Genomic DNA, 25,357 nt, shown 5'->3' with positions numbered 1-25,357 from the left:
AACCGGGAGGGACGACTTTGTACGCCATCGGGTTCGCCGGACAGTCCTGCGGGCAGGGCCGAGAGCGGAACATCCTTCCGTCCCTCCCTTCAACTTGACGTACGACCGGGCGAAACGGTTGCCCACAGAACCTCTACGAAGCGGTTTCCCCGCGGATGACGGCCAACACTCCGTCGATCTCGTCCGGTTTCACGAGCACGTCGCGGGCCTTGGACCCCTCGCTCGGCCCGACGATGCTGCGGGACTCCATCAGGTCCATCAGCCGGCCGGCCTTGGCGAAACCAACGCGCAGCTTGCGCTGGAGCATCGAGGTCGACCCGAACTGGGTCGAGACCACGAGCTCGGCGGCCTGGCAGAGCAGGTCCAGGTCGTCGCCGATGTCCTCGTCGATCTCCTTCTTCTGCTTGGTACCGACGACCACGTCCTCACGGAAGACGGGGGCCATCTGGTCCTTGCAGTGCTGGACGACGGCGGCGACCTCATCCTCGGTGACGAACGCTCCCTGCATACGGGTGGGCTTGTTGGCCCCCATCGGCAGGAACAGTCCGTCACCCTTTCCGATGAGCTTTTCGGCGCCGGGCTGATCGAGGATCACCCGGCTGTCGGCGAGCGAGGAGGTCGCGAAGGCCAGACGGGAGGGCACATTGGCCTTGATCAGACCGGTCACGACGTCGACCGAGGGGCGCTGGGTGGCGAGCACCAGGTGGATGCCGGCAGCGCGGGCGAGCTGGGTGATGCGGACGATGGAGTCCTCGACGTCACGCGGCGCGACCATCATGAGGTCGGCGAGCTCGTCCACGATGACCAGCAGGTACGGGTACGGCGAGAGCTCGCGCTCACTACCCTCGGGCGCCTTGGCCTTGCCGTTGCGCACGGCGTGGTTGAAGTCGTCGATGTGCCGGTAGCCGTACGCCGCGAGGTCGTCGTAGCGCAGGTCCATCTCCCGCACGACCCACTGGAGCGCCTCGGCGGCCTTCTTCGGGTTGGTGATGATGGGGGTGATCAGATGGGGAATGCCCTCGTACGCGGTCAGCTCGACCCGCTTCGGGTCGACCAGCACCATGCGGACGTCCTCCGGGGTCGCCCGCACCATGACCGAGGTGATCAGGCAGTTGATGCAGGAGGACTTGCCCGAACCGGTCGCGCCCGCGACCAGTACGTGCGGCATCTTCGCGAGGTTGGCCATCTCGTAGCCGCCCTCGACGTTCTTGCCGAGTGCGACCAGCATCGGGTGGTCGTCCTCCGCCGCGTCCGCGAGACGCAGGACGTCGCCGAGGTTGACCATCTCGCGGTCCGAGTTGGGGATCTCGATGCCCACTGCGGACTTGCCCGGGATCGGGGAGATGATCCGGACGTCCGGGCTGGCCACGGCGTACGCGATGTTCTTGGTGAGGGCGGTGATCCGCTCGACCTTGACGGCCGGGCCGAGCTCCACCTCGTACCGCGTGACCGTCGGGCCGCGGGTGAACCCGGTGACGGCCGCGTCGACCTTGAACTCCGTGAACACGTTCGTCAGCGAGGCCACGACGGCGTCGTTGGCGGCGCTGCGCGTCTTGCCGGGCCCACCGCGCTCCAGCAGGTCGAGCGAGGGCAGCGAGTACGTGATGTCGCCCGACAGCTGGAGCTGCTCGGCGCGTGGGGGCAGCGCCTCGGAGCGCTCGGGGGCCGGCTTCGTCAGGTCGGGTACGCCGCCGGACGGCGACGCGACCCGCTCACCGGCCCTGGGCCGCTCGGCCTCGCGGGCCCCGGGCACCGGAGTGCCGGTCCGCTCGCGCCCCCGGTCGACCGAGACGCCCTGCGTCAGGTCCGCGACGATCGGCGAGGGCGGCATGCCGTTGAGCACCGCTCCGTCGAGCGCCGCCGCGGCGGCAGCCGCGACGTCCACGGCGTCCATGGTCCGGTTCATGGCGGGCTGCACGGACGGCCTGCGCGGCCGGCGGCGCTTGGAGAGCGCCTCGGACTCGGCGTGCTCGGGGTCGAGGTCCGCGTCCGCTACGGAGCGGCGTGCGGAGCGGCGCGACCGCTCGGGCAGCGCCTCGCGCCACTGCTCGTCGTAGCGGTCGTCGTCGCTCTCGCCCTCCGCGCCGCGCTCGTACGCCGGCTCGACGATGCCCAGCTTCACACCGAGCAGGCGCAGCCGCTGAGGAATGGCGTTCACCGGGGTCGCGGTCACGACCAGGAGCCCGAAGACGGTCAGCAGCAGGAGCAGCGGTACGGCGAGCACCTCGCCCATGGTGAAGATGAGCGGCTTGGACGCGGCCCAGCCGATCAGCCCGCCCGCGTCCTGCATCGCTTCCGTACCGTCCTCGCGGCCGGGCGCCCCGCAGGCGATGTGGACCTGGCCGAGCACCCCGAGCACGAGGGCGGAGAGGCCGATGACGATGCGGCCGTTGGCCTCGGGCTTCTCCGGATAGAGGATCAGCCGTACGGCGACGGCGCCCAGCAGTATCGGGACGAGGAGATCGAGCCGGCCGAACGCGCCGGTCACCAGCATCTCGACGAGATCGCCGACAGGACCGCGCAGATTCGACCACGTGCCGGCGGCCACGATCAGCGCGAGGCCGAGCAGCAGCAGGGCGAGACCGTCCTTGCGGTGCGCGGGGTCGAGTCCCTTCGCGCCACGCCCTATCGAGCGGAACATCGCTCCGACACCGTGCGCCAGCCCGAGCCAGACAGCGCGCGCGAGCCGGTAGATGCCCCCGGTCGGGGACGGCGCCGGCTTCGGCGCGGCCTTCTTGGCAGGCGCTTTCCTGGGTGACGCGGTCTTCTTCGCGGTGGCTTTCTTCGCGGGCGCGGCTTTTTTCGCCGGCCCCTGGGTACGGCCGACGCGCTTCGCGGTGCCCGCCGTGCCCTGGGAACCCTTGCCGGACGTACGTGAGGCCATGGGCCAGAGGTTACCGGTGTCGACGCCAGTGGACACGTGTGCCTACTGCTTCACCCGACCGTGTCGCCCTGCAGGGGCAGGAAACTGACGCGCGTTCACGACACACGAGAGCCCGGAGAGCCCAGCCAGGTGGTGGGCGCCCCGAACGACCGGTGTCAGCCCTGCGAGGGCAGTACGGCCGCGGAGCCGCCGGTGCCCGGCTCCAGCGCGTCGAGCGCACGGCGGAGCCCGGTGAGTTTGCGTTCGAGATGGGCCGCGGTCGCCACGGCAGCCGCGTCCGCCGACTCGTCGTCGAGCTGCTTGGAAAGCGCTTCCGCCTGCTCCTCGACAGCCGCGAGGCGCGCCGAGAGTTCGGCCAGCAGACCGGCCGGCTCCTTCTCGTGCTCCGCGCCCGCGTGGCCGCCGCCCTCGAGCTGGAGCCGCAGGAGAGCGGCCTGTTCGCGCAGTTGGCAGTTCTTCATGTACAGCTCGACGAAGACCGAGACCTTGGCGCGGAGAACCCACGGGTCGAACGGCTTCGAGATGTAGTCCACCGCGCCCGCCGCATAACCCCTGAAGGTGTGATGCGGACCGTGGTTGATCGCGGTGAGAAAGATGATCGGGATATCCCGGGTCCGCTCCCGCCGCTTGATGTGCGCGGCGGTTTCGAAGCCGTCCATGCCCGGCATCTGGACGTCCAGCAGAATGACCGCGAAATCGTCCGTGAGCAGCGCTTTGAGCGCTTCCTCCCCTGACGATGCCCGTACCAGTGTCTGATCGAGCGCAGAGAGGATGGCCTCCAGCGCCAGCAGATTCTCCGGCCGGTCATCGACCAGGAGGATCTTGGCCTTCTGCACCATGGCCCGTCCTCCTCGCCCCGGAATCGCACCGGGTGCCTCCCCAGGGGACGACTCCCTTACGCCGTCCGTCCTTGTGCCGGTCATGGTAGCCGCACCCCGCCCGTCACCACACCCTGTCACCGCGATGTCACTGTGCACGTACCGAAAACGCGGTGGGAGACCAGAAGGTTCCCCGAATACCCCGTACTCACACCCGTTCAGACAGAGCCGATCAGCAACTCATCGTGATTCTTTCCATTCGTCATCACTCTCCGCGCATCCACTGCTCCATGACCGACAACAAGTGGTCAGGATCGACCGGTTTCGTGACGTAGTCGGAAGCACCACAATCGATCGCCTTCTCCCGGTCACCCTTCATCGCCTTCGCGGTGAGCGCGACGATCGGCAGACCGGCGAACTGCGGCATCCTGCGGATCGCCGTCGTCGTCGCGTACCCGTCCATCTCGGGCATCATGATGTCCATCAGCACGACCGTCACATCGTCATGCTGTTCCAGGACTTCGATGCCCTCGCGCCCGTTCTCCGCGTACAGCACCGACAGTCCGTGCTGCTCCAGCACGCTGGTGAGCGCGAAGACGTTACGGATGTCGTCGTCGACGATCAGCACCTTCTCGCCATGGAACCGGAACGTCCGCCGCGGCTCCTTCTCCTCCTGGCCCTCCGGTGCTTCCTGCACCCACTCCTCGTGCGCCGCGCTCCCGGCGCTCTGCCGGCCGGTCGGCAGAGCGGGCTGCCGCCCGGCCCCGCCCAGCGCCTTGCGCCGCCGCCGGAACATCCCCGCGGTCGCCGAGGGGTCACCCAGCGGCGGCTCCGCACCGGTCGCGCGGCCGGCCGGGGCCTCCGGACGCAGACCGCTCTCGATCGCGTTGCCGTGCGCCTCGATGGGACCGGGTCCCATCTGCGGGTAGCCCTGGGGCGGCAGTTCGCTCGCGTGCAGCGGCAGATAGAGCGTGAAGGTCGAACCCCGGCCCGGCTCGCTGGCCGCGTGGATCTCGCCGCCCAGCAGCCGGGCGATCTCCCGGCTGATGGAGAGACCGAGGCCCGTACCGCCGTACTTGCGGCTGGTCGTCCCGTCCGCCTGCTTGAACGCCTCGAAGATCACCAGCATCTTGCTGGACGCGATCCCGATACCGGTGTCGGTGACCGAGAACGCGATCAGATCGGCGTCGGCGTCCCTCAGCGACCCCGCCTCCAGCAGATGCTCCCTGATGGAGTTGGGCACATCGGCACCGGCCGGGCGGATCACCAGCTCGACGGCCCCGCTGTCGGTGAACTTCACCGCGTTGGACAGGAGGTTGCGCAGCACCTGGAGGAGCCGCTGCTCGTCCGTGTGCAGCGTCGCCGGAAGCTCGGGTGACACCCGTACGGAGAAATCGAGCCCCTTCTCCGCCGTGAGCGGCCGGAACGTCGCCTCCACGTAGTCGACCAGCTGAACCAGCGCGATCCGGGTCGGACTGACGTCCATCTTGCCCGCCTCGACCTTCGAGAGGTCGAGAATGTCGTTGATCAGCTGGAGCAGATCGGAACCTGCGCCGTGGATCGTCTCGGCGAACTCGACCTGCTTCGGAGAGAGATTGCCCTCCGCGTTGTCCGCGAGCAGCTTGGCCAGGATGAGCAGCGAGTTGAGGGGCGTGCGCAGCTCGTGCGACATGTTCGCCAGGAACTCGGACTTGTAGCGCATGGAGACGGCGAGCTGTTCGGCTCGCTCCTCCAGCACCTGCCGGGCCTCCTCGATCTCGGTGTTCTTCACCTCGATGTCGCGGTTCTGCTGGGCCAGCAGCTCGGCCTTCTCCTCCAGCTCGGCGTTGGACGCCTGGAGAGCCTTCTGGCGGTTCTCCAACTCCTGCGACCGGTCCCTCAGTTGCTCGGTGAGCTCCTGCGACTGCTCAAGCAGCTTCTCGGTCTTGGTGTTGACGCTGATGGTGTTGACGCTGGTCGCGATCATCTCGGCCAGCTGGTTGAGGAAGTCCCGCTGGATGTGCGTGAACGGCTGGAAGGAGGCCAGCTCGATCACACCGAGGACCTTCCCCTCGAAGAGCACCGGCAGCACGATCACATGCGCGGGCGGCGCTTCACCGAGACCGGAGGAGATCTTCAGATAGCCCGGCGGCACGTTGTCCACCTGGATCGTCCGCTTCTCCTCGGCCGCTGTCCCGATCAGCGTCTCGCCGGGCCGGAAGGACGTCGGCATGGAGCCCGCCGAGTAGCCGTAACTGCCGCGCATACGGAGCTCGTACGCGCTTTCCCGGCCGTCCGCGCCCACCTCGTCGGTGTCACCCTGCGCCATGGCCAGGAAGAACGCGCCGTGCTGGGCCGAGACCACCGGAGTCAGCTCGCTCATGATCAGCGACGCCACGTCGTCGAGGTCGCGGCGGCCCTGCATCAGACCGGAGATCCGCGCGAGGTTGCCCTTGAGCCAGTCCTGCTCCTTGTTGGCGAGGGTGGTGTCGCGCAGGTTCGCGATCATGGTGTTGATGTTGTCCTGCAGCACCTGGATCTCGCCGGCGGCATCCACGTCGATCTTGAGGTTGAGATCGCCCCGGGTCACGGCGGTGGCGACGGCCGCGATGGCACGCACCTGCCGCGTCAGGTTCCCGGCCATCTCGTTCACCGACTCGGTGAGGTCGCGCCAGGTGCCGTCCACGTCACGGACCCGGGCCTGACCGCCCAACTGCCCCTCGGTGCCCACTTCACGGGCCACCCGGGTCACCTGCTCGGCGAAGGACGAGAGCTGATCCACCATCGTGTTGATGGTGTTCTTCAGCTCCTGGATCTCACCGCGCGCGTCGATGTCGATCTTCTTGGTGAGATCACCCTTGGCGATGGCCGTGGTGACGGTCGCGATCTGCCGCACCTGCCCGGTCAGGTTGGACGCCATCGAGTTCACCGACTCGGTGAGGTCCTTCCACGTACCGGAGACACCCGGGACGCGCGCCTGGCCTCCCAGCTCGCCCTCCGTACCCACCTCGCGCGCCACACGCGTCACTTCGTCGGCGAACGAGGACAGCGTCGTCACCATGGTGTTGACGGTGTCCGCGAGCTCGGCGACCTCACCGCGCGCCTCGACCGTGACCTTCTTCGTCAGGTCGCCGTTGGCGACCGCGGACGAGACCCGCGAGATGTTGCGCACCTGACTGGTCAGGTTGTTGGCCATCAGGTTGACGTTGTCGCTGAGGTCCTTCCAGATGCCCGTCGCGCCCCGCACCCGGGCCTGACCGCCGAGGATCCCCTCGGTACCCACCTCACGGGCGACCCTGGTCACCTCGTCGGCGAAGTTCAGCAGCTGGTCGACCATCGTGTTGACCGTCGTCACCAGTTCGAGGATCTCGCCCTTGGCGTCAACGGTGATCTTCTTGGAGAGGTCGCCCTTGGCCACCGCCGTGGTGACCTCGGCGATGTTGCGGACCTGCATGGTCAGGTTGTTCGCCATGCCGTTGACGGACTGGGTGAGGTCCTTCCACGTGCCGGACACGCCCTGCACCTCGGCCTGACCGCCCAGGATGCCTTCCGTACCCACCTCGCGGGCGACCCTGGTCACCTGCTCGGCGAAGTTGGACAGCTGGTCCACCATCGTGTTGAGGGTGTTCTTCAGCTCCAGGATCTCGCCCCGGGCGTCCACGTCGATCTTCTGCGACAGATCACCCCGGGCCACCGCCGTGGCGACCTGCGCGATGTTACGGACCTGGGCGGTGAGGTTCCCCGCCATACCGTTCACGGAATCGGTCAGATCGCGCCACACCCCGGCCACACCGGGCACCTGCGCCTGACCACCGAGCCGCCCGTCCGTGCCCACCTCACGGGCCACCCGGGTCACCTGCTCGGCGAAGGCGGAGAGCTGGTCCACCATCGTGTTGATGGTGTTCTTCAGCTCCAGGATCTCGCCCCGGGCGTCCACGTCGATCTTCTGCGACAGATCACCCCGGGCCACCGCCGTGGTCACCTGCGCGATCTGACGCACCTGGGATGTCAGGTTCCCCGCCATGAAGTTGACGGAGTCGGTGAGCTCCTTCCACGTACCGGAGACACCGTCGACCCGCGCCTGCCCGCCGAGGCGGCCCTCCGTACCCACGTCCCGCGCCATCCGGGTCACCTGGTCGGCGAAGGAGGACAGCTGCGCCACCATCGTGTTGACGGTGTTCTTCAGCTCCAGCATCTCGCCGGCCACGTCCACGGTGACCTTCTGGGACAGATCGCCGTTCGCGACCGCCGTGGTCACCTGCGCGATGTCGCGCACCTGACCCGTCAGGTTCCGGAACGCCGTGTTCACCGAGTCGGTGAGGTCCTTCCAGGTCCCCGCCGCACCCGGCACCTCTGCCTGCCCGCCGAGGCGGCCCTCGACGCCGACCTCCCGGGCGACCCGGGTCACCTCCGAACCGAAGGACTGGAGCTGGTCCACCATCGTGTTGACGGTGTTCTTCAGCTCCAGCATCTCGCCGGCCACGTCGACCGTGACCTTCTGCGTCATATCGCCGCTGGCCACCGCGGTCGTCACCTGCGCGATGTCGCGCACCTGGGTCGTCAGGTTCCGGAAGACCGTGTTCACCGAGTCGGTGAGGTCCTTCCAGGTCCCCGCCGCACCCGGCACCTGGGCCTGCCCACCGAGCAGACCCTCGCCACCGACCTCGCTCGCGACCCGCGTGACCTCGTCCGCGAAGGTCCGCAGCGTCTCGGTCATCTGGTTGATGGTCTCCGCCAGCTGCGCGACCTCGCCGCGCGCACTGACCGTGACCTTCTGCGACAGGTCGCCGTTGGCGACCGCCGTCGTCACCTCGGCGATACCGCGCACCTGGGAAGTCAGGTTCCCGGCCATCGTGTTGACGGAGTCGGTGAGGTCCTTCCACACCCCGGCCACACCCGGCACCGTGGCCTGACCGCCCAGCTCGCCCTCCGTACCCACCTCACGCGCGACCCGGGTCACCTCGGAGGAGAAGGACGACAGCTGGTCCACCATCGTGTTGACGGTGTTCTTCAGCTGAAGCATCTCGCCGGCCACATGAACGGTGACCTTCCGGGAGAGATCCCCCTTGGCGACCGCCGTCGTCACGAGCGCGATGTCCCGCACCTGTGCGGTCAGCCGGTACGCCATGGTGTTCACGGAGTCCGTGAGGTCTTTCCACGAACCGGACATTCCGCGCACCTGCGCTTGTCCGCCCAGCTTCCCCTCGGTACCCACCTCGACCGCGACCCGCGTCACCTGCTCGGTGAACGCCGACAGCTGATCGACCAGGTTGTTGACCGTGCGGGCGACCTTCAGGAACTCGCCGCGCAAGGGCCGTACGGTCTCGTCGGCGGTGTGCGAGCGCAGTTCCATACGCTGTTCGAGGTCACCGTCGGCGACCGCCGACAGCACGCGTCCGACCTCGGAGACCGGACGGGCCAGATCGTCCACGAGCTCGTTGGACGCGTCGATGGCAGCCGCCCAGGACCCCTCACAGGCCCCGGTCTCCAGCCGTTCGGTGAGCTTTCCCTCACGTCCCACCACACGACGTACACGTGCCAGCTCGCCCGTGAGGTGAAGATTCCGGTCCGCGACCTCGTTGAAGACCGCCGCGATCTCGGTCAGTACCCCGTCGCCGGAGACGGTCAGCCGCCTGCGGAAGTTTCCGTCCCGCATCGCCACCAGGGCCGCGAGCAGTCTGTTCAGAGCTGCCGCGTCCACATCGATGGTCCCATTGCGCTGTTTTTTCACGGACTGTCCGCCTTTAGTGCGCGTGCCTGAACCCCGCGCCGCCACGCCAGACTCCACCGTGTCCCTCCCGCAGGGGTTGACCGTTTAGCTCGGGCCTATCCGGAAGCTTGCCCAGATCTTCTTTGGCTCACCGCCACAGGACACCGTCGACGGGTGACCATGCGGACGTCAAATCGTTGAAACGTACCAGGCCGAAACAGGTCGGGGCGGAACCTCCGGCGGTTGCCCCCCATCCTTCCTCCCGAAGTCCATAGTTGTGCGCCCGCGCACGCTTATCAGACCGCCTCCGTACCGAAGTCGGCCCTCGTGTACCCGGGACAGTGAGCGAGCGTCTAGCCTGGCTAGGCGAATCGAAGCGGCGAGAATCGGGCACAGGACTCGGGGAAGCGACGAGAATCCATATGGGGAGTGCTGTGATCACCGCGCGCGCGGCTGCCACCTTCGACCCGGTCGGGCGCTCGGTCGCGACCGCCCGCGCCTTTGTCCGCGACACCCTCCAGGGCTGGGGGTACACCGACGTCGTCGACGACGCCGTCGTCCTCACCAGCGAGCTGGTCACCAACGCCGTCGTGCACGCGGGAACCGCCGCGGACGTGCTGTGCCTGCGCACGGAGGACGGCGTACGGGTCGAGGTCTCCGACCACTATCCCGAGCGGGAGGTCCCGCTGCAGGGCTCCGGCATCGATGCCGGCCCGGAGCGCGAGAGCGGACGCGGCCTGCTGCTCTGCGCCGCGCTCGCCTCCCGCTGGGGCGTGGAGTACACCCCCACGCACAAACATGTCTGGTTCCAACTCGACCTGCCCGAACGCCCCATCGGCATCCGCTCCGCGGGCCCCCTCCTGCCCACGGCCATGCTCCCCGTCACCGATGAACGGGTACGTGTGGCCGTCGTCCAGATCGACAGCACCGGCGGCGTCACCGCCTGGAACGACGACGCCACGTTCCTCTTCGGCTACGCCGCCGACCAGGTCACCGGCAAACAGCTCACCGACTTCGCGGCCTGGCCGCACACCCCCGGCACCAACACCGGCATCGCCGACGCACTCCGACTCTCCCGCTGGGAAGGCAGTTACGGATTCCGCGGCGCCGACGGCCGCGTCATCCCGGTCTACGCCTCGCACCTGCGGGTCCGCGACACCCAGGGCGAACCGTCCACGGTCTGCCTCCTCGTCCGCGACTACGAACGCGCCGTGCTCCAGTCGCCCGTCCGCACGCCGGTCACCGACACGGGCACGGAACACCGGGCCACGGACCCGTTCGAGGTCTTCATCGGCTCCCCCGCCCCCGACGACCTCGACGGGCTGCTCCAGCGCACGGTCGAGCGGGCGCGCGACATGCTCGACGCCGACTCGGCGTTCCTGCTGCTCGCCACCGACGACGAGACCGAACTCGAAGTACGGGCCACGACCGGCCTCCCCTCGGCTCGCCAGCGCTTCGCCCGGGTCCCCGTCGAAGCCGGCACCGGGCGCTACGGCTCCGCCAGGATGCCCGCGGTCCACGAGGACCTCAACGCGGTTCCCGGCGCGGTCCCCCTGCTCGTCGACACCGGCATGCGGTCCGTCGTCACGGTTCCTCTGAAGGTCGAGGGACGCCTCACCGGCTCCCTCGGCGTCGCCGCCGAAGCACCCGGCCGCTACTCCAACGAGGAGGCCCTGCGCCTCCAGTTCGCCGCCGACCGCATCGCCCTGGCCGTCGAGTCCGCCCGCCTCGGCGAGCTGGAACGGCTGCGCCGAGGCTCCCTGTCCTTCCTCGTCGAGGCGTCGGACCTGCTCGCAGGCACCCTCGACCGGGACCAGACCCTGGCGCTGATGGCCCAGATGACGGTCCCCACACTGGCCACCTGGTGCGCCGTCTACACGATCGCGGACCAGTCCTCCGAGCCGTACCTCTCGTACGTGCTCCACGAGGACGAGGAGCGCATCGACGGCCTCAAGGACCTGCTGTCGAAGATCGCCCCGCCGGACCCGGTACCGGCACCCGGAGCCCGCGTCTGGTCCGCCCCCTCGGAGGCCGCCCACCAGGCGGCCCTCCACACGTCCCTGCGCAGCCTCGACCGCGACGCACCGCTGAGCATGGGAATGGCGACACGCACCACGCTCGCGACGGCAGCCGCCGTCGGCGGAGAGACCGTGGTGCTCCCCCTGGTGGCCCGCAACCGCGTCATCGGCATGCTCACGCTGGGCAAACCGTCGGACGACCACTTCCGCCAGGAGATCCTGGAACTGGCCGAGGACCTCTCGCGCCGGGCCGCGCTCGCTCTCGACAACGCCCGGCTCTACTCGGAGCGCATGGCGATCAGCCAGTCGCTCCAGCGCAGCCTGCTGCCCCCGGGCCTGCCCGACGTACCCAACGTCGAGATCGAGGTCATCTACCGCGCGGCCGGCGAGGGCAACGAGGTCGGGGGCGACTTCTACGACGTCTTCCCGATCCATGACGGCGCCTACGGCTTCGCCATCGGTGACGTCTGCGGTACGGGCCCCGAAGCCGCGGCCGTCACGGGCCTCGCCCGGCACGCCCTGCGCCTCCTGGCGCGCGAGGGCTTCCCGGGCCCGGCGGTCCTGGAGCGCCTGAACGCGGCCATCCTGGACGAGGGCACCCGCAGCCGCTTCCTCACGCTCCTCTACGGCGAGTTGTGGCCCCAGGATGACGGCAGCGCACTCCTCAAGGTGGTGTGCGCCGGCCACCCCCTGCCACTGCGCCTGCGGCAGGACGGTTCGGTCGTCGCCGCCGCGGAACCTCAGCCCCTGCTCGGTGTCATCGAGGACCTGGAGCTGTACGAGCAGGAGGTCACCCTCGACCCGGGCGACGTCCTGCTGTGCGTCACCGACGGCGTCACCGAGCGCCGAGAGGGCGCTCGCATGCTCGGCGACGACGGCCTGGCCGATGTCCTGGCCACCTGTACGGGCCTCACGGCAGGCGCGGTGGCCGCACGCATCCTGCGAGCTGTGGAGCGCTTCGCCGCCGAGCCGGCCTCCGACGACATGGCCATCCTTGCCATGCGCGTCCCCGAGCCGCAGACCCTGGTGCCGTGACCGATCACCCTGTCACGTCACGGACTTGCACGGCAGCGCCTTACCGGTAGCGCCGGTCTCTACGTAGAGGACTACGTACTCTCCCGGATGTGCGCGGGGCTGCGCCTTGCGATGGTGGTGCCGCCGTTGGCCGTAGACGGGCCGGCACCGAGGGGGAGAGAACGTGGCGTTGTCCCAGACAGGCAAAGGCGTTCGTGCAGCGAGATGGGGTACGGGTCTCGTGCTCGTGCTCGGCTCACTGGCCGGGTGTGACAGCGGGGACGGGAAAGGGTCCGCCGATGCCGGAGGCACACCAACGGCGGCTGCCGCACCCACGAGCGGGCCCGGCGACTACCGTCCGCCGACGGACCTCTGCCCGAAGGTCGACTTCGGCCCTCTGACCGCCGCCGTCGCACCGACGGACGGTCCGCCGAAGGGGCAGAAGACCGGCTCCGATCCGGCCACGGGCAGGGGCGCCGCCTGCCTGCAGGGCTTCAGGACGGCCGGGACGAAGGCGGACGGCCGTTCCGTCGTCTACTGCACCGCGTGGAAGGACGTGGCCACCGCGATCAAGCAGTACGAGTACGTGCGGTCCTCCGCGTCGAAGGAGGCTCAAGGCCCGGTGGTGCGGGTACCGGGTCTTGGCGGCGGTGCCTTCCGCTACGAGAGCGTCAAAGAGGCCGCGGTCTTCCGTAGCGACCTCCGGTCAGTGGTCCGGGACAGCAACCTGGAGTGCGAGGTCCAGGTGCAGAGCTTGACCCCCCTGACCGATCAACAGGTCACAGCGGCCTGGCCGGCTATGGCGGAGACCGTCCGGGCGCTGATGCCCAAGCTGCGTTCCTGACCGGCGAGCATCTGAACACGAGAAAGGCCCCCGCCAATGGCGGGGGCCTTTCTCTTTCCTGAGCCCCAATGCGGAATCGAACCGCAGACCTTCTCCTTACCATGGAGACGCTCTACCGACTGAGCTATTGGGGCCTTGCTGCCCTGCGGCAACGAGCTAAAGCATACCCCGAGTTGAGGGGTACGCAAAACCGTCGATCGTCGTGGCACGACCGCCGGTGGAGGGCAGGGGAACGGACAACCGCAGCCCCACGAGGACACCCACGCATCTGCCGCATTCCTACCCGTAAACGCAGAAAAGCCCCGTGCCACAAGGGCACGGGGCTTTCCCGGAATAATTGTTCGGCGGCGTCCTACTCTCCCACAGGGTCCCCCCTGCAGTACCATCGGCGCTGAAAGGCTTAGCTTCCGGGTTCGGAATGTAACCGGGCGTTTCCCTAACGCAATGACCACCGAAACACTATGAAATTTGAACGCTGGCAAAAACACAGCTGTTCGTTATTTCAGAACTAACACAGTGGACGCGAGCAACTGAGGACAAGCCCTCGGCCTATTAGTACCAGTCAGCTCCACCCGTTACCGGGCTTCCACATCTGGCCTATCAACCCAGTCGTCTACTGGGAGCCTTAACCCCTCAAAGGGGGTGGGAATACTCATCTCGAAGCAGGCTTCCCGCTTAGATGCTTTCAGCGGTTATCCTTTCCGAACGTAGCCAACCAGCCATGCCCTTGGCAGGACAACTGGCACACCAGAGGTTCGTCCGTCCCGGTCCTCTCGTACTAGGGACAGCCCTTCTCAATATTCCTACGCGCACAGCGGATAGGGACCGAACTGTCTCACGACGTTCTAAACCCAGCTCGCGTACCGCTTTAATGGGCGAACAGCCCAACCCTTGGGACCGACTCCAGCCCCAGGATGCGACGAGCCGACATCGAGGTGCCAAACCATCCCGTCGATATGGACTCTTGGGGAAGATCAGCCTGTTATCCCCGGGGTACCTTTTATCCGTTGAGCGACAGCGCTTCCACAAGCCACTGCCGGATCACTAGTCCCGACTTTCGTCCCTGCTCGACCCGTCGGTCTCACAGTCAAGCTCCCTTGTGCACTTACACTCAACACCTGATTGCCAACCAGGCTGAGGGAACCTTTGGGCGCCTCCGTTACTCTTTAGGAGGCAACCGCCCCAGTTAAACTACCCATCAGACACTGTCCCTGATCCGGATCACGGACCCAGGTTAGACATCCAGCACGACCAGAGTGGTATTTCAACGACGACTCCACAACCACTGGCGTGGCCGCTTCAAAGTCTCCCACCTATCCTACACAAGCCGAACCGAACACCAATATCAAACTATAGTAAAGGTCCCGGGGTCTTTCCGTCCTGCTGCGCGAAACGAGCATCTTTACTCGTAGTGCAATTTCACCGGGCCTATGGTTGAGACAGTCGAGAAGTCGTTACGCCATTCGTGCAGGTCGGAACTTACCCGACAAGGAATTTCGCTACCTTAGGATGGTTATAGTTACCACCGCCGTTTACTGGCGCTTAAGTTCTCAGCTTCGCACACCCGAAAGTGCACTAACCGGTCCCCTTAACGTTCCAGCACCGGGCAGGCGTCAGTCCGTATACATCGCCTTACGGCTTCGCACGGACCTGTGTTTTTAGTAAACAGTCGCTTCTCGCTGGTCTCTGCGGCCACCCCCAGCTCACCGAGTAAATCGGATCACCAGTGATGGCCCCCCTTCTCCCGAAGTTACGGGGGCATTTTGCCGAGTTCCTTAACCATAGTTCACCCGAACGCCTCGGTATTCTCTACCTGACCACCTGAGTCGGTTTAGGGTACGGGCCGCCATGAAACTCGCTAGAGGCTTTTCTCGACAGCATAGGATCATCCACTTCACCACAATCGGCTCGGCATCAGGTCTCAGCCTTAATGTGTGACGGATTTGCCTATCACACGGCCTACACCCTTACCCCGGGAACTACCACCGCCCGGGTTGGACTACCTTCCTGCGTCACCCCATCGCTTACCTACTACAAGTCTGGTTCATCGGCTCCACCACTACCCTCAACTCCGAAGAGATCGGGCCGGCTTCACGGACTTAGCATCGCCTGATTCAGTACTGGGCGTTTCAAAGCGGGTACCGGAATATCAACCGGTTGTCCATCGACTACGCCTGTCGGCCTCGCCTTAGGTCCCGACTTACCCTGGGCAGATCAGCTTGACCCAGGAACCCTTAGTCAATCGGCGCACACGTTTCTCACGTGTGTATCGCTACTCATGCCTGCATTCTCACTCGTGAACCGTCCACAACTCGCTTCCGCGGCTGCTTCACCCGGCACACGACGCTCCCCTACCCATCCATACTCCCGTTGGGGATATGTGTATGAATGACACGACTTCGGCGGTACGCTTGAGCCCCGCTACATTGTCGGCGCGGAATCACTTGACCAGTGAGCTATTACGCACTCTTTCAAGGGTGGCTGCTTCTAAGCCAACCTCCTGGTTGTCTCTGCGACTCCACATCCTTTCCCACTTAGCGTACGCTTAGGGGCCTTAGTCGATGCTCTGGGCTGTTTCCCTCTCGACCATGGAGCTTATCCCCCACAGTCTCACTGCCGTGCTCTCACTTACCGGCATTCGGAGTTTGGCTAAGGTCAGTAACCCGGTAGGGCCCATCGCCTATCCAGTGCTCTACCTCCGGCAAGAAACACACGACGCTGCACCTAAATGCATTTCGGGGAGAACCAGCTATCACGGAGTTTGATTGGCCTTTCACCCCTAACCACAGGTCATCCCCCAGGTTTTCAACCCTGGTGGGTTCGGTCCTCCACGAAGTCTTACCTCCGCTTCAACCTGCCCATGGCTAGATCACTCCGCTTCGGGTCTAGAGCGTGCAACTCAATCGCCCTATTCGGACTCGCTTTCGCTACGGCTTCCCCACACGGGTTAACCTCGCTACACACCGCTAACTCGCAGGCTCATTCTTCAAAAGGCACGCAGTCACGACTGCATGTGCAAGCACATACAGCGACGCTCCCACGGCTTGTAGGCACACGGTTTCAGGTACTATTTCACTCCGCTCCCGCGGTACTTTTCACCATTCCCTCACGGTACTATCCGCTATCGGTCACCAGGGAATATTTAGGCTTAGCGGGTGGTCCCGCCAGATTCACACGGGATTTCTCGGGCCCCGTGCTACTTGGGTGTCTCTTAAACGAGCCGTTGATGTTTCAGCTACGGGGGTCTTACCCTCTACGCCGGACCTTTCGCATGTCCTTCGCCTACACCAACGGTTTCTGACTCGTCTCACAGTCGGCAGACTATGAAAAAGAGATCCCACAACCCCGCATGCGCAACCCCTGCCGGGTATCACACGCATACGGTTTGGCCTCATCCAGTTTCGCTCGCCACTACTCCCGGAATCACGGTTGTTTTCTCTTCCTGCGGGTACTGAGATGTTTCACTTCCCCGCGTTCCCTCCACACTGCCTATGTGTTCAGCAGTGGGTGACAGCCCATGACGACTGCCGGGTTTCCCCATTCGGAAACCCCCGGATCAAAGCTTGGTTGACAGCTCCCCGGGGACTATCGTGGCCTCCCACGTCCTTCATCGGTTCCTGGTGCCAAGGCATCCACCGTGCGCCCTTAAAAACTTGGCCACAGATGCTCGCGTCCACTGTGCAGTTCTCAAACAACGACCAGCCACCCATCACCCCACCCTTACAGGCGAGTTCACTGGGGCCGGCAACAGAAGGCGACCTTACGGCCGTACCTTCAGATACCCAACAGCGTGCCCGACCCGACCGATCCATTTCTTCTTTCCACGCCGAAGCAGTACTCGAAGAAACAACCTGTCGTGCCGAATAGTCAACGTTCCACCCATGAGCAACCACCGTCGAACATTTGCCGACGAAATGGTCTCTGGATTCCCCGAAGAGAATCTAGATGCTCCTTAGAAAGGAGGTGATCCAGCCGCACCTTCCGGTACGGCTACCTTGTTACGACTTCGTCCCAATCGCCAGTCCCACCTTCGACAGCTCCCTCCCACAAGGGGTTGGGCCACCGGCTTCGGGTGTTACCGACTTTCGTGACGTGACGGGCGGTGTGTACAAGGCCCGGGAACGTATTCACCGCAGCAATGCTGATCTGCGATTACTAGCAACTCCGACTTCATGGGGTCGAGTTGCAGACCCCAATCCGAACTGAGACCGGCTTTTTGAGATTCGCTCCGCCTCGCGGCATCGCAGCTCATTGTACCGGCCATTGTAGCACGTGTGCAGCCCAAGACATAAGGGGCATGATGACTTGACGTCGTCCCCACCTTCCTCCGAGTTGACCCCGGCAGTCTCCTGTGAGTCCCCATCACCCCGAAGGGCATGCTGGCAACACAGAACAAGGGTTGCGCTCGTTGCGGGACTTAACCCAACATCTCACGACACGAGCTGACGACAGCCATGCACCACCTGTATACCGACCACAAGGGGGGCACCATCTCTGATGCTTTCCGGTATATGTCAAGCCTTGGTAAGGTTCTTCGCGTTGCGTCGAATTAAGCCACATGCTCCGCTGCTTGTGCGGGCCCCCGTCAATTCCTTTGAGTTTTAGCCTTGCGGCCGTACTCCCCAGGCGGGGAACTTAATGCGTTAGCTGCGGCACCGACGACGTGGAATGTCGCCAACACCTAGTTCCCAACGTTTACGGCGTGGACTACCAGGGTATCTAATCCTGTTCGCTCCCCACGCTTTCGCTCCTCAGCGTCAGTAATGGCCCAGAGATCCGCCTTCGCCACCGGTGTTCCTCCTGATATCTGCGCATTTCACCGCTACACCAGGAATTCCGATCTCCCCTACCACACTCTAGCTAGCCCGTATCGAATGCAGACTCGGGGTTAAGCCCCGAGCTTTCACATCCGACGTGACAAGCCGCCTACGAGCTCTTTACGCCCAATAATTCCGGACAACGCTCGCACCCTACGTATTACCGCGGCTGCTGGCACGTAGTTAGCCGGTGCTTCTTCTGCAGGTACCGTCACTTGCGCTTCTTCCCTGCTGAAAGAGGTTTACAACCCGAAGGCCGTCATCCCTCACGCGGCGTCGCTGCATCAGGCTTTCGCCCATTGTGCAATATTCCCCACTGCTGCCTCCCGTAGGAGTCTGGGCCGTGTCTCAGTCCCAGTGTGGCCGGTCGCCCTCTCAGGCCGGCTACCCGTCGTCGCCTTGGTAGGCCATTACCCCACCAACAAGCTGATAGGCCGCGGGCTCATCCTTCACCGCCGGAGCTTTTAACCCCGTCCCATGCGGGACAGAGTGTTATCCGGTATTAGACCCCGTTTCCAGGGCTTGTCCCAGAGTGAAGGGCAGATTGCCCACGTGTTACTCACCCGTTCGCCACTAATCCACCCCGAAGGGCTTCATCGTTCGACTTGCATGTGTTAAGCACGCCGCCAGCGTTCGTCCTGAGCCAGGATCAAACTCTCCATGAATGTTTTCCCGTAATCGGGAGAGCACCATAAAAGAGCGGAACGACCGAGTCGGAATATGACCGATCGTTCACAGCGTCCTCGCTAGTGTTGCCTACCCGCCACATGGGCCGGTAGGACTTCAAAGGAACCACCAACCCACCGAAGTGGGCCGGGGTATCAACATATTTGGCGTTGACTTTTGGCACGCTGTTGAGTTCTCAAGGAACTGACGCTTCCTTCGGTCCCGTTTCACCGGGGCCCTCCGGGCGCTTCCCTTCGTTCTTGCGTTTCCGACTCTATCAGACTCTTTCGTGTCCGATTCCCGGTCGAAGCGGGTTTCGCTTTCCAGTTCTTCGCTTTCGCGTTTCCCTTTCCGGCGGTTCCAACCTTACCAGATTCATTTCCGTTCCGTTTCCGGTCCGAATTTGATTCCGGCGGCCTGTTGGAGGGCCTTTGCCTTTCGGCGGATCCGACTTTATCAGAGAATCTGAGTCGGAATTCCCGCCCCGCTTCGGGTGCTCCCTGCGCACAAGTGCGCGAGGTGCTTCCCGGTCAGGCGGAGCCGTAAACGTACTGGAGCGGGGCGCCCCGATGCAAATCGAGGCGCCCCGCTCCGTGTTGGCCCTGGTAGAGGTCAGACCTCGACCACGACCGGAAGGATCATCGGGCGCCGGCGGTAGGTGTCGGAGACCCACTTGCCCACCGTGCGGCGGACCAGCTGCTGGAGCTGGTGCGGCTCCATGACGCCGTCCTGTGCCGACTTGTTGAGCGCGTCCTGGACCTTCGGGACGACGGCGCTGAACGCCGCGTCGTCGATGCCGGAGCCACGGGCCTGGATGTGGGGGCCGCCCACGATCTTGCCCGAGGAACTGTCGACGACGATGAAGACGGAGATGATGCCCTCGTCGCCGAGGATGCGGCGGTCCTTGAGGGAGGTCTCGGTGACATCGCCGACCGAAAGGCCGTCGACGTACACATATCCCGCCTGAACCTTGCCGACGATCTTGGCCTTGCCGTCGATGAGGTCGACGACGACGCCGTCCTCGGCGATGACGATGTGGTCCTTGGGTACGCCGGTGAGGGCGCCCAGTTCGGCGTTGGCCCTGAGGTGGCGCCATTCGCCGTGGACCGGCATCAGGTTCTTCGGCTTGCAGATGTTGTAGAAGTACAGCAGCTCGCCGGCCGAGGCGTGGCCCGAGACATGGACCTTGGCGTTGCCCTTGTGGACGACGTTGGCGCCCCAGCGGGTCAGGCCGTTGATCACGCGGTAGACCGCGTTCTCGTTGCCCGGGATGAGCGACGACGCCAGGATGACCGTGTCACCCGGGACGATGCGGATCTGGTGGTCGCGGTTGGCCATGCGGGACAGGGCCGCCATCGGCTCGCCCTGGGAACCCGTGCAGACCAGCACGACCTCGTCGTCCGGCAGGTCGTCGAGGGTCTTCACGTCCACGACGAGGCCCGCGGGGACCTTGAGGTAGCCGAGGTCACGGGCGATGCCCATGTTGCGGACCATCGAGCGGCCGACGAAGGCGACCCTGCGGCCGTACTCGTGGGCGGCGTCCAGGATCTGCTGGATGCGGTGCACGTGGCTCGCGAAGCTCGCCACGATGATCCGCTTCTGGGCGTTCGCGAAGACCGTACGCAGGACGTTGGAGATGTCCCGCTCGGGCGGCACGAAGCCGGGGACCTCCGCGTTCGTCGAGTCCGAGAGGAGAAGGTCGATGCCTTCCTCGCTCAGCCTCGCGAAGGCGTGCAGGTCGGTGAGGCGGCCGTCCAGCGGAAGCTGGTCCATCTTGAAGTCGCCGGTGGCGACGACCATGCCCGCGGGAGTGCGGATGGCGACCGCGAGGGCGTCCGGGATGGAGTGGTTGACCGCGATGAACTCGCAGTCGAACACGCCGATGCGCTCGCGCTGGCCCTCGGTGACCTCAAGGGTGTACGGACGGATCCGGTGCTCCTGGAGCTTCGCCTCGATCAGCGCGAGGGTCAGCTTGGAGCCGATGAGCGGGATGTCCGGCTTCAGGCGCAGCAGATACGGGACACCACCGATGTGGTCCTCGTGTCCGTGCGTGAGGACGATGCCCTCGATGTCGTCCAGACGGTCCCGGAGGATGGTGAAGTCCGGCAGGATCAGGTCGATGCCCGGCTGCTCCTCCTCGGGGAAGAGGACGCCGCAGTCGACGATGAGCAGGCGTCCGCCGTACTCGAAGACCGTCATGTTGCGGCCGATCTCCCCCAGGCCGCCGAGCGGGGTTACGCGCAGGCCGCCCTTCGGGAGCTTCGGCGGGGTACCGAGTTCAGGATGCGGATGACTCAAAAGACTCTCCTTACCACGCACGCCACGTACCGCTGAGGGCACGTGGCGCGCATGTCATTCGTGCACTTGCTGTTGTCTGGGGATGGTGCTTTCGCGAGTGTTCCTCGCTTATTCAGTTGTGAAGTCCGTGGTTACAGCTGTACCCCACCGGCAGCCAGATCGATCTTGAGCTGCGCCGTCTCCTGGGCGGTGAGTTCCACCAGCGGGAGGCGCAGTGGACCGGCCGGCAGGCCCTGCAGGGTGAGCGCGGCCTTGGTGGTGATCACGCCCTGGGTGCGGAACATCCCGGTGAAGACCGGGAGCAGCTTCTGGTGGATCTCCGTCGCCTTCTGGACGTCGCCGCCGAGGTGGGCCTCGATGAGCGCCCGCAGGTCGGGGGTGACGACGTGGCCGACCACCGAGACGAAGCCGATGGCGCCGACCGAGAGGAGCGGGAGGTTCAGCATGTCGTCGCCGGAGTACCAGGCGAGGCCGGACTGGGCGATGGCCCAGCTGGCTCGGCCCAGATCCCCCTTGGCGTCCTTGTTGGCGACGATCCGGGGGTGCTCGGCGAGCCGTACGAGCGTCTCTGTGTCGATGGGCACACCGCTGCGGCCCGGAATGTCGTACAGCATCACGGGGAGACCGGTGGCGTCCGCGATGGCGGTGAAGTGTCGCAGGAGACCTTCCTGCGGCGGCTTGTTGTAGTACGGCGTGACGGCGAGGAGGCCGTGCGCGCCGGCGCGCTCCGCGGTGCGGGCCAGTTCGATGCTGTGCCGGGTGTCGTTCGTGCCGATGCCGGCGACGACGTGTGCCCGGTCTCCGACTGCTTCGAGTACAGCCCGTACGAGCTGGTCTTTCTCCGCGTCGCTGGTGGTCGGGGACTCACCGGTGGTGCCGTTGATGACCAGGCCGTCGTTGCCTGCGTCCACCAGATGGGCGGCGAGCCGCTGGGCGCCGTCGAGGTCGAGTGCGCCGTCCGCCGTGAAGGGCGTGACCATAGCGGTGAGGACCCGCCCGAAGGGGGTCTGCGGAGTGGAGATCGGAGCCATGGGTAACACGCTACTCGTTGCTCGGAGCGCCGTGTCCCCTCGGGGGGACGAGGAAGTGGAGCCCGGCACTGCCTGCTCGGGGGTTCAAGCAGTGCCGGGTCCGTTTGATCAGCCTAGATGAACTTCACGAAACGCCGCAATACGGACACCGCTTACGGGGCGACCCGTCCATTTTTGTTGAAGGCCGCATGAGTGAGCGGCATGAGAGCCGCCCAGTGCGCTTCCATCTGCTCCCCGACCATCTCGATCTCGCGCTGCGGGAACGACGGGACCTTCGCCAGCTCGTGCTGGGTGCGCAGGCCGAGGAAGTGCATCAGCGAGCGGGCGTTGCACGTGGCGTACATGGACGAGAACAGGCCAACGGGGAGCACCGCGCGGGCGACCTCGCGGGCCACACCTGCGGCCAGCATCTCCTGGTACGCCTCGTACGCCTGGCGGTACGAGTCCTCCATGGCGCGGCCGGTGAGCTCGTGCTGCTCCTGGGTGCCCTCGACGAACTCGTACTTGCCGGGGCGGCCCTGCTGGATGAGCTTGCGGGACTCGCCGGGGACGTAGAAGACCGGCTCCAGCTCCCTGTAGCGGCCCGATTCCTCGTTGTACGACCAGCCCACGCGGTGCCGCATGAACTCGCGGAACACGAAGATCGGGGCGCTGATGAAGAAGGTCATCGAGTTGTGCTCGAAGGGGCTTCCGTGGCGGTCCCGCATGAGGAAGTTGATGAGCCCCTTGGAGCGCTCAGGGTCCTTGGTGACCTCTTCCAGGGACTGCTCACCGGCCGTGGAGACACGGGCCGCGAAGAGTACGTCGGAGTCACCTGCGGCATGTTTCACCAGGTCAACGGTGACATCGCTGCGGAAGCTGAGCTTTGTGGGCTCGGGGGTCTCGCTCACCGGCGGGGGTCCTTCCAATTGCTGCGCTCGGGCGGCGTCCACTCTACGGGCCGCGGCGGGGGCAGCCGTACGGCATCCGTACGCAGGAATTCTTCGAATCGTTCGGCGATTCGGGGCACCGATCGGGCCCGCCGTGCGTCTGACTCAATAGCAGCACCCGTCACATAGTTCAAGGAGAGCTTCCTCATGTTCCGCCGGCGTGAATCCGTCCCGTTCTCGTTCGTTGCCGAGGCCGACCGGTTCCGCAGCAATGTCACTCCCCCTCCCCGTGAGCGGGCCAGCGTCTCGCAGCTGGCCGGCCGCTATCTCGTGGGGCTCACCGTGGTCGCCGGTCTGGCCGGATCGCTGCTCTTCGGCGTTCCCGCGCTCGACACCGACCGGAGCCCGTCGCACGGCCAGAATTCAGAGGCCGCTCAGGGCCGCTGACTCGTACGGACCCCCTGGGGTGGTCGGGTCGGTGGGCTCCTCGGTAGCCTCACCGGGCACAGCAATCGAGCGTGCTTGTGAGTGAGGATCAGTCGTGCCCCTGCCCTTTCTGACGGCCGACCGCGCATTCGACGCGGGCGCAGAGGACATCGCGCTGCCGTTCGACGACCACGACAGCTGGCGGCGGCCCTACCGCCCCGGGCCGTGGCGGGTCGCGGCGGCGGCCACTTTGTTGCTGCTCGCCTCGTTCGTCCTGCTCGCCGGGATGATCACCGCCGTGGCCGGAGGACTTTCCGGGGCGACGTTGTGCCTCGTCCTCGCCACGGTGGTGATCGTCTCTGCCCTGCGGCTGCTGCGCGTGGGCGCCTGGGTCAGCCGGCACGGAGTGCGTCGGGTGGGCTTCTTCCGCACGACGACGGTCCGGTGGAACCGGGCCGCCGCGGTGCGTACCGTTCAGCAGCCGGTCAAGTGGCTCGGGCTGCCGCGCACGGTCCAGGGCCAGGCGCTGATCGTCGTGCGCCAGGGTGGCGAAACGTTGCCGCCGCTGGTCACGGACCACAACGCGGACTTCCTGGCGCGTGCGGAGGCGTTCGAGCGGGCCACCGACGCGATCGAGGCGTGGGGCGACGAGTACCGGCGGGGCTAGGGCCTGTCGTTCGGAGCGGCCCGTCCGGCCGACGCTGGTCGCCGGACGGGCTCGAACGGATCAGACGCCCGACGGAGCGGGATCGCTCGTCGGGCTCGCCCGGTGCAGGGCAATGGCTCGCTGCATGGCCTTGCGGGCTCTCGGGGTGTCCCTGGCGTCCTGGTAGGCGACTGCCAGGCGGAACCAGCAGCGCCAGTCGTCGGGGTTGTCCTCCGTCTCCTCACGGCGGCGTGCGAACACGGCGTCGGCGGAGTCCCGGTCGATACGGCCGGACGGGGTACGGAGCAGTTCGTCGACCGGCAGGCCGCCCTGGGCTTCCAGCTCGGCGGCCAGGGCGTTGGCCCTGCGGACGAACTGGGTGTTCTTCCACAGGAACCAGACGCCGATCACCGGCAGGATCAGAACCGCGACGCCGAAGGTGACCGTGAGCAGCGTGCCGTGCCGTATGAGCAGGAGGCCACGGCTGCCGACCAGGGCGAAGTAGAAGACCAGGACGGCAGCGGTGACAAGGTAAGTGATCTTTGCGCGCATGGGTGTCGGCTCAGTCAGTTCAGGTCGAGGAAGTGTTCCAGGCCGAACGTGAGGCCGGGAGTGGTCACCACACGCCGCGTACCGAGCAGGATGCCCGGCATGAAGCTGCTGTGGTGCAGGGAGTCGTGGCGGATGGTGAGGGTCTCGCCCTCGCCGCCGAGCAGGACCTCCTGGTGTGCGAGGAGGCCGCTGAGGCGGATGGCGTGGACGCGGACGCCGTCGACGTCCGCGCCGCGTGCGCCGTCCAGGGCCGTGACCGTGGAGTCCGGCTGAGGAGCCGAGCCGGCCCGCTCGCGTGCCTCCGCGATGAGCTGGGCGGTACGGGTGGCGGTCCCGGAGGGCGCGTCGGCCTTGTGGGGGTGGTGCAGCTCGACGACCTCGACGGATTCGAAGTAGGGCGCGGCCTGTGCCGCGAACTTCATCGTGAGGACCGCGCCGATGGAGAAGTTCGGCGCGATGAGCACCCCGGTCTCCGGCGAGCCGTCGAGCCAGGTGTTCAGCTGCGCGAGCCGTTCGTCGGTCCAGCCGGTCGTGCCCACGACCGCGTGGATGCCGTGCCGGATGCAGAAGTCGAGGTTGCCCATCACCGATGCGGGGGTGGTGAGCTCGACGACGACCTGGGCGCCGGCGTCCGCGAGGGTCTCCAGCTTGTCGCCGCGGCTCAGGGCGGCCACCAGCTCCATGTCGTCGGCGGCCTCGACGGCTCGTACCGCCTCGGACCCGATGCGTCCCTTGGCGCCGAGAACGGCCACGCGCAGCTTGCTCATGTGATCTCTTCCTTACGA

Annotated in this window: 12 protein-coding genes, 1 tRNA gene and 3 rRNA genes; 4 read left to right on the top strand and 12 right to left on the bottom strand. The window is 65.9% G+C overall.

Features of this window, described 5'->3' with window-relative positions; translation table 11 throughout:
- Positions 1–133: 133 nt before the first annotated feature.
- The 3 genes from OG230_RS26360 to OG230_RS26350 all read right to left on the bottom strand — a co-directional run bounded on the left by OG230_RS26360 (position 134) and on the right by OG230_RS26350 (position 9,412).
- A complete protein-coding gene (locus tag OG230_RS26360) occupies positions 134–2,884 on the bottom strand; it encodes a DNA translocase FtsK (protein ID WP_328906192.1) in 2,751 nt (916 codons plus the stop codon).
- 155 nt (positions 2,885–3,039) lie between these two features.
- A complete protein-coding gene (locus tag OG230_RS26355) occupies positions 3,040–3,723 on the bottom strand; it encodes a response regulator (protein WP_328906191.1) in 684 nt (227 codons plus the stop codon).
- A gap of 244 nt (positions 3,724–3,967) precedes the next feature.
- A complete protein-coding gene (locus tag OG230_RS26350) occupies positions 3,968–9,412 on the bottom strand; it encodes a HAMP domain-containing protein (protein ID WP_328906190.1) in 5,445 nt (1,814 codons plus the stop codon).
- A 401-nt stretch (positions 9,413–9,813) separates the two neighbouring features.
- Here OG230_RS26350 and OG230_RS26345 point away from each other — a divergent pair, with 401 nt between their 5' ends.
- Together OG230_RS26345 and OG230_RS26340 are read left to right on the top strand one after the other, a co-directional pair.
- A complete protein-coding gene (locus tag OG230_RS26345) occupies positions 9,814–12,444 on the top strand; it encodes a SpoIIE family protein phosphatase (RefSeq protein WP_328906189.1) in 2,631 nt (876 codons plus the stop codon).
- 220 nt (positions 12,445–12,664) lie between these two features.
- The gene (locus OG230_RS26340; RefSeq protein ID WP_328906188.1) at positions 12,665–13,267 is read left to right on the top strand and encodes a hypothetical protein; all 603 of its coding nucleotides are present in this window, start codon (positions 12,665–12,667) and stop codon (positions 13,265–13,267) included.
- Between the two features lie 61 nt (positions 13,268–13,328).
- On the opposite strand, the gene OG230_RS26335 is transcribed toward OG230_RS26340, so the two are convergent.
- From OG230_RS26335 to thyX, 7 genes are all read right to left on the bottom strand, one after another.
- A tRNA-Thr gene (locus OG230_RS26335) sits at positions 13,329–13,401 on the bottom strand.
- A 205-nt stretch (positions 13,402–13,606) separates the two neighbouring features.
- Positions 13,607–13,723, bottom strand: a 5S ribosomal RNA gene (gene rrf, locus OG230_RS26330).
- Between the two features lie 76 nt (positions 13,724–13,799).
- Positions 13,800–16,926, bottom strand: a 23S ribosomal RNA gene (locus OG230_RS26325).
- 297 nt (positions 16,927–17,223) lie between these two features.
- Positions 17,224–18,749, bottom strand: a 16S ribosomal RNA gene (locus OG230_RS26320).
- Together the 16S, 23S and 5S rRNA genes with 1 tRNA gene alongside form the textbook arrangement of a ribosomal RNA operon.
- Positions 18,750–19,362: 613 nt before the next feature.
- Positions 19,363–21,048, bottom strand: coding sequence for a ribonuclease J (locus OG230_RS26315; RefSeq protein ID WP_328906187.1), 1,686 nt, complete (start codon positions 21,046–21,048; stop codon positions 19,363–19,365).
- A 131-nt stretch (positions 21,049–21,179) separates the two neighbouring features.
- A complete protein-coding gene (gene dapA / locus OG230_RS26310; protein WP_328906186.1) occupies positions 21,180–22,079 on the bottom strand; it encodes a 4-hydroxy-tetrahydrodipicolinate synthase in 900 nt (299 codons plus the stop codon).
- Positions 22,080–22,231: 152 nt separating this feature from the next.
- Positions 22,232–22,969: an FAD-dependent thymidylate synthase gene (gene thyX, locus OG230_RS26305; RefSeq protein ID WP_328906185.1), complete on the bottom strand. Its 738-nt coding sequence runs from the start codon at positions 22,967–22,969 to the stop codon at positions 22,232–22,234.
- 186 nt (positions 22,970–23,155) lie between these two features.
- On the opposite strand from thyX, the gene OG230_RS26300 reads away from it, so the two are divergent.
- Both OG230_RS26300 and OG230_RS26295 read left to right on the top strand, forming a co-directional pair.
- Positions 23,156–23,395 (top strand): hypothetical protein, encoded by a 240-nt coding sequence (locus OG230_RS26300; protein ID WP_328906184.1) that lies wholly within the window; start codon positions 23,156–23,158, stop codon positions 23,393–23,395.
- A 94-nt stretch (positions 23,396–23,489) separates the two neighbouring features.
- A complete protein-coding gene (locus tag OG230_RS26295) occupies positions 23,490–24,041 on the top strand; it encodes a hypothetical protein (protein WP_328906183.1) in 552 nt (183 codons plus the stop codon).
- A gap of 60 nt (positions 24,042–24,101) precedes the next feature.
- On the opposite strand, the gene OG230_RS26290 is transcribed toward OG230_RS26295, so the two are convergent.
- Both OG230_RS26290 and dapB read right to left on the bottom strand, forming a co-directional pair.
- Complete coding sequence (locus OG230_RS26290; RefSeq protein ID WP_328906182.1) at positions 24,102–24,572, bottom strand: tetratricopeptide repeat protein; 471 nt, start codon at positions 24,570–24,572, stop codon at positions 24,102–24,104.
- Between the two features lie 14 nt (positions 24,573–24,586).
- Positions 24,587–25,339: a 4-hydroxy-tetrahydrodipicolinate reductase gene (dapB, locus tag OG230_RS26285; RefSeq protein WP_328906181.1), complete on the bottom strand. Its 753-nt coding sequence runs from the start codon at positions 25,337–25,339 to the stop codon at positions 24,587–24,589.
- Between the last annotated feature and the right edge of the window lie 18 nt (positions 25,340–25,357).

The organism is Streptomyces sp. NBC_00234, from assembly GCF_036195325.1.
In the GTDB taxonomy this organism is placed as follows: Bacteria; Actinomycetota; Actinomycetes; order Streptomycetales; family Streptomycetaceae; genus Streptomyces.
The sequence above is the reverse complement of the archived record's forward strand: the minus strand, read 5'-3'. Positions and strand labels throughout refer to the sequence as shown.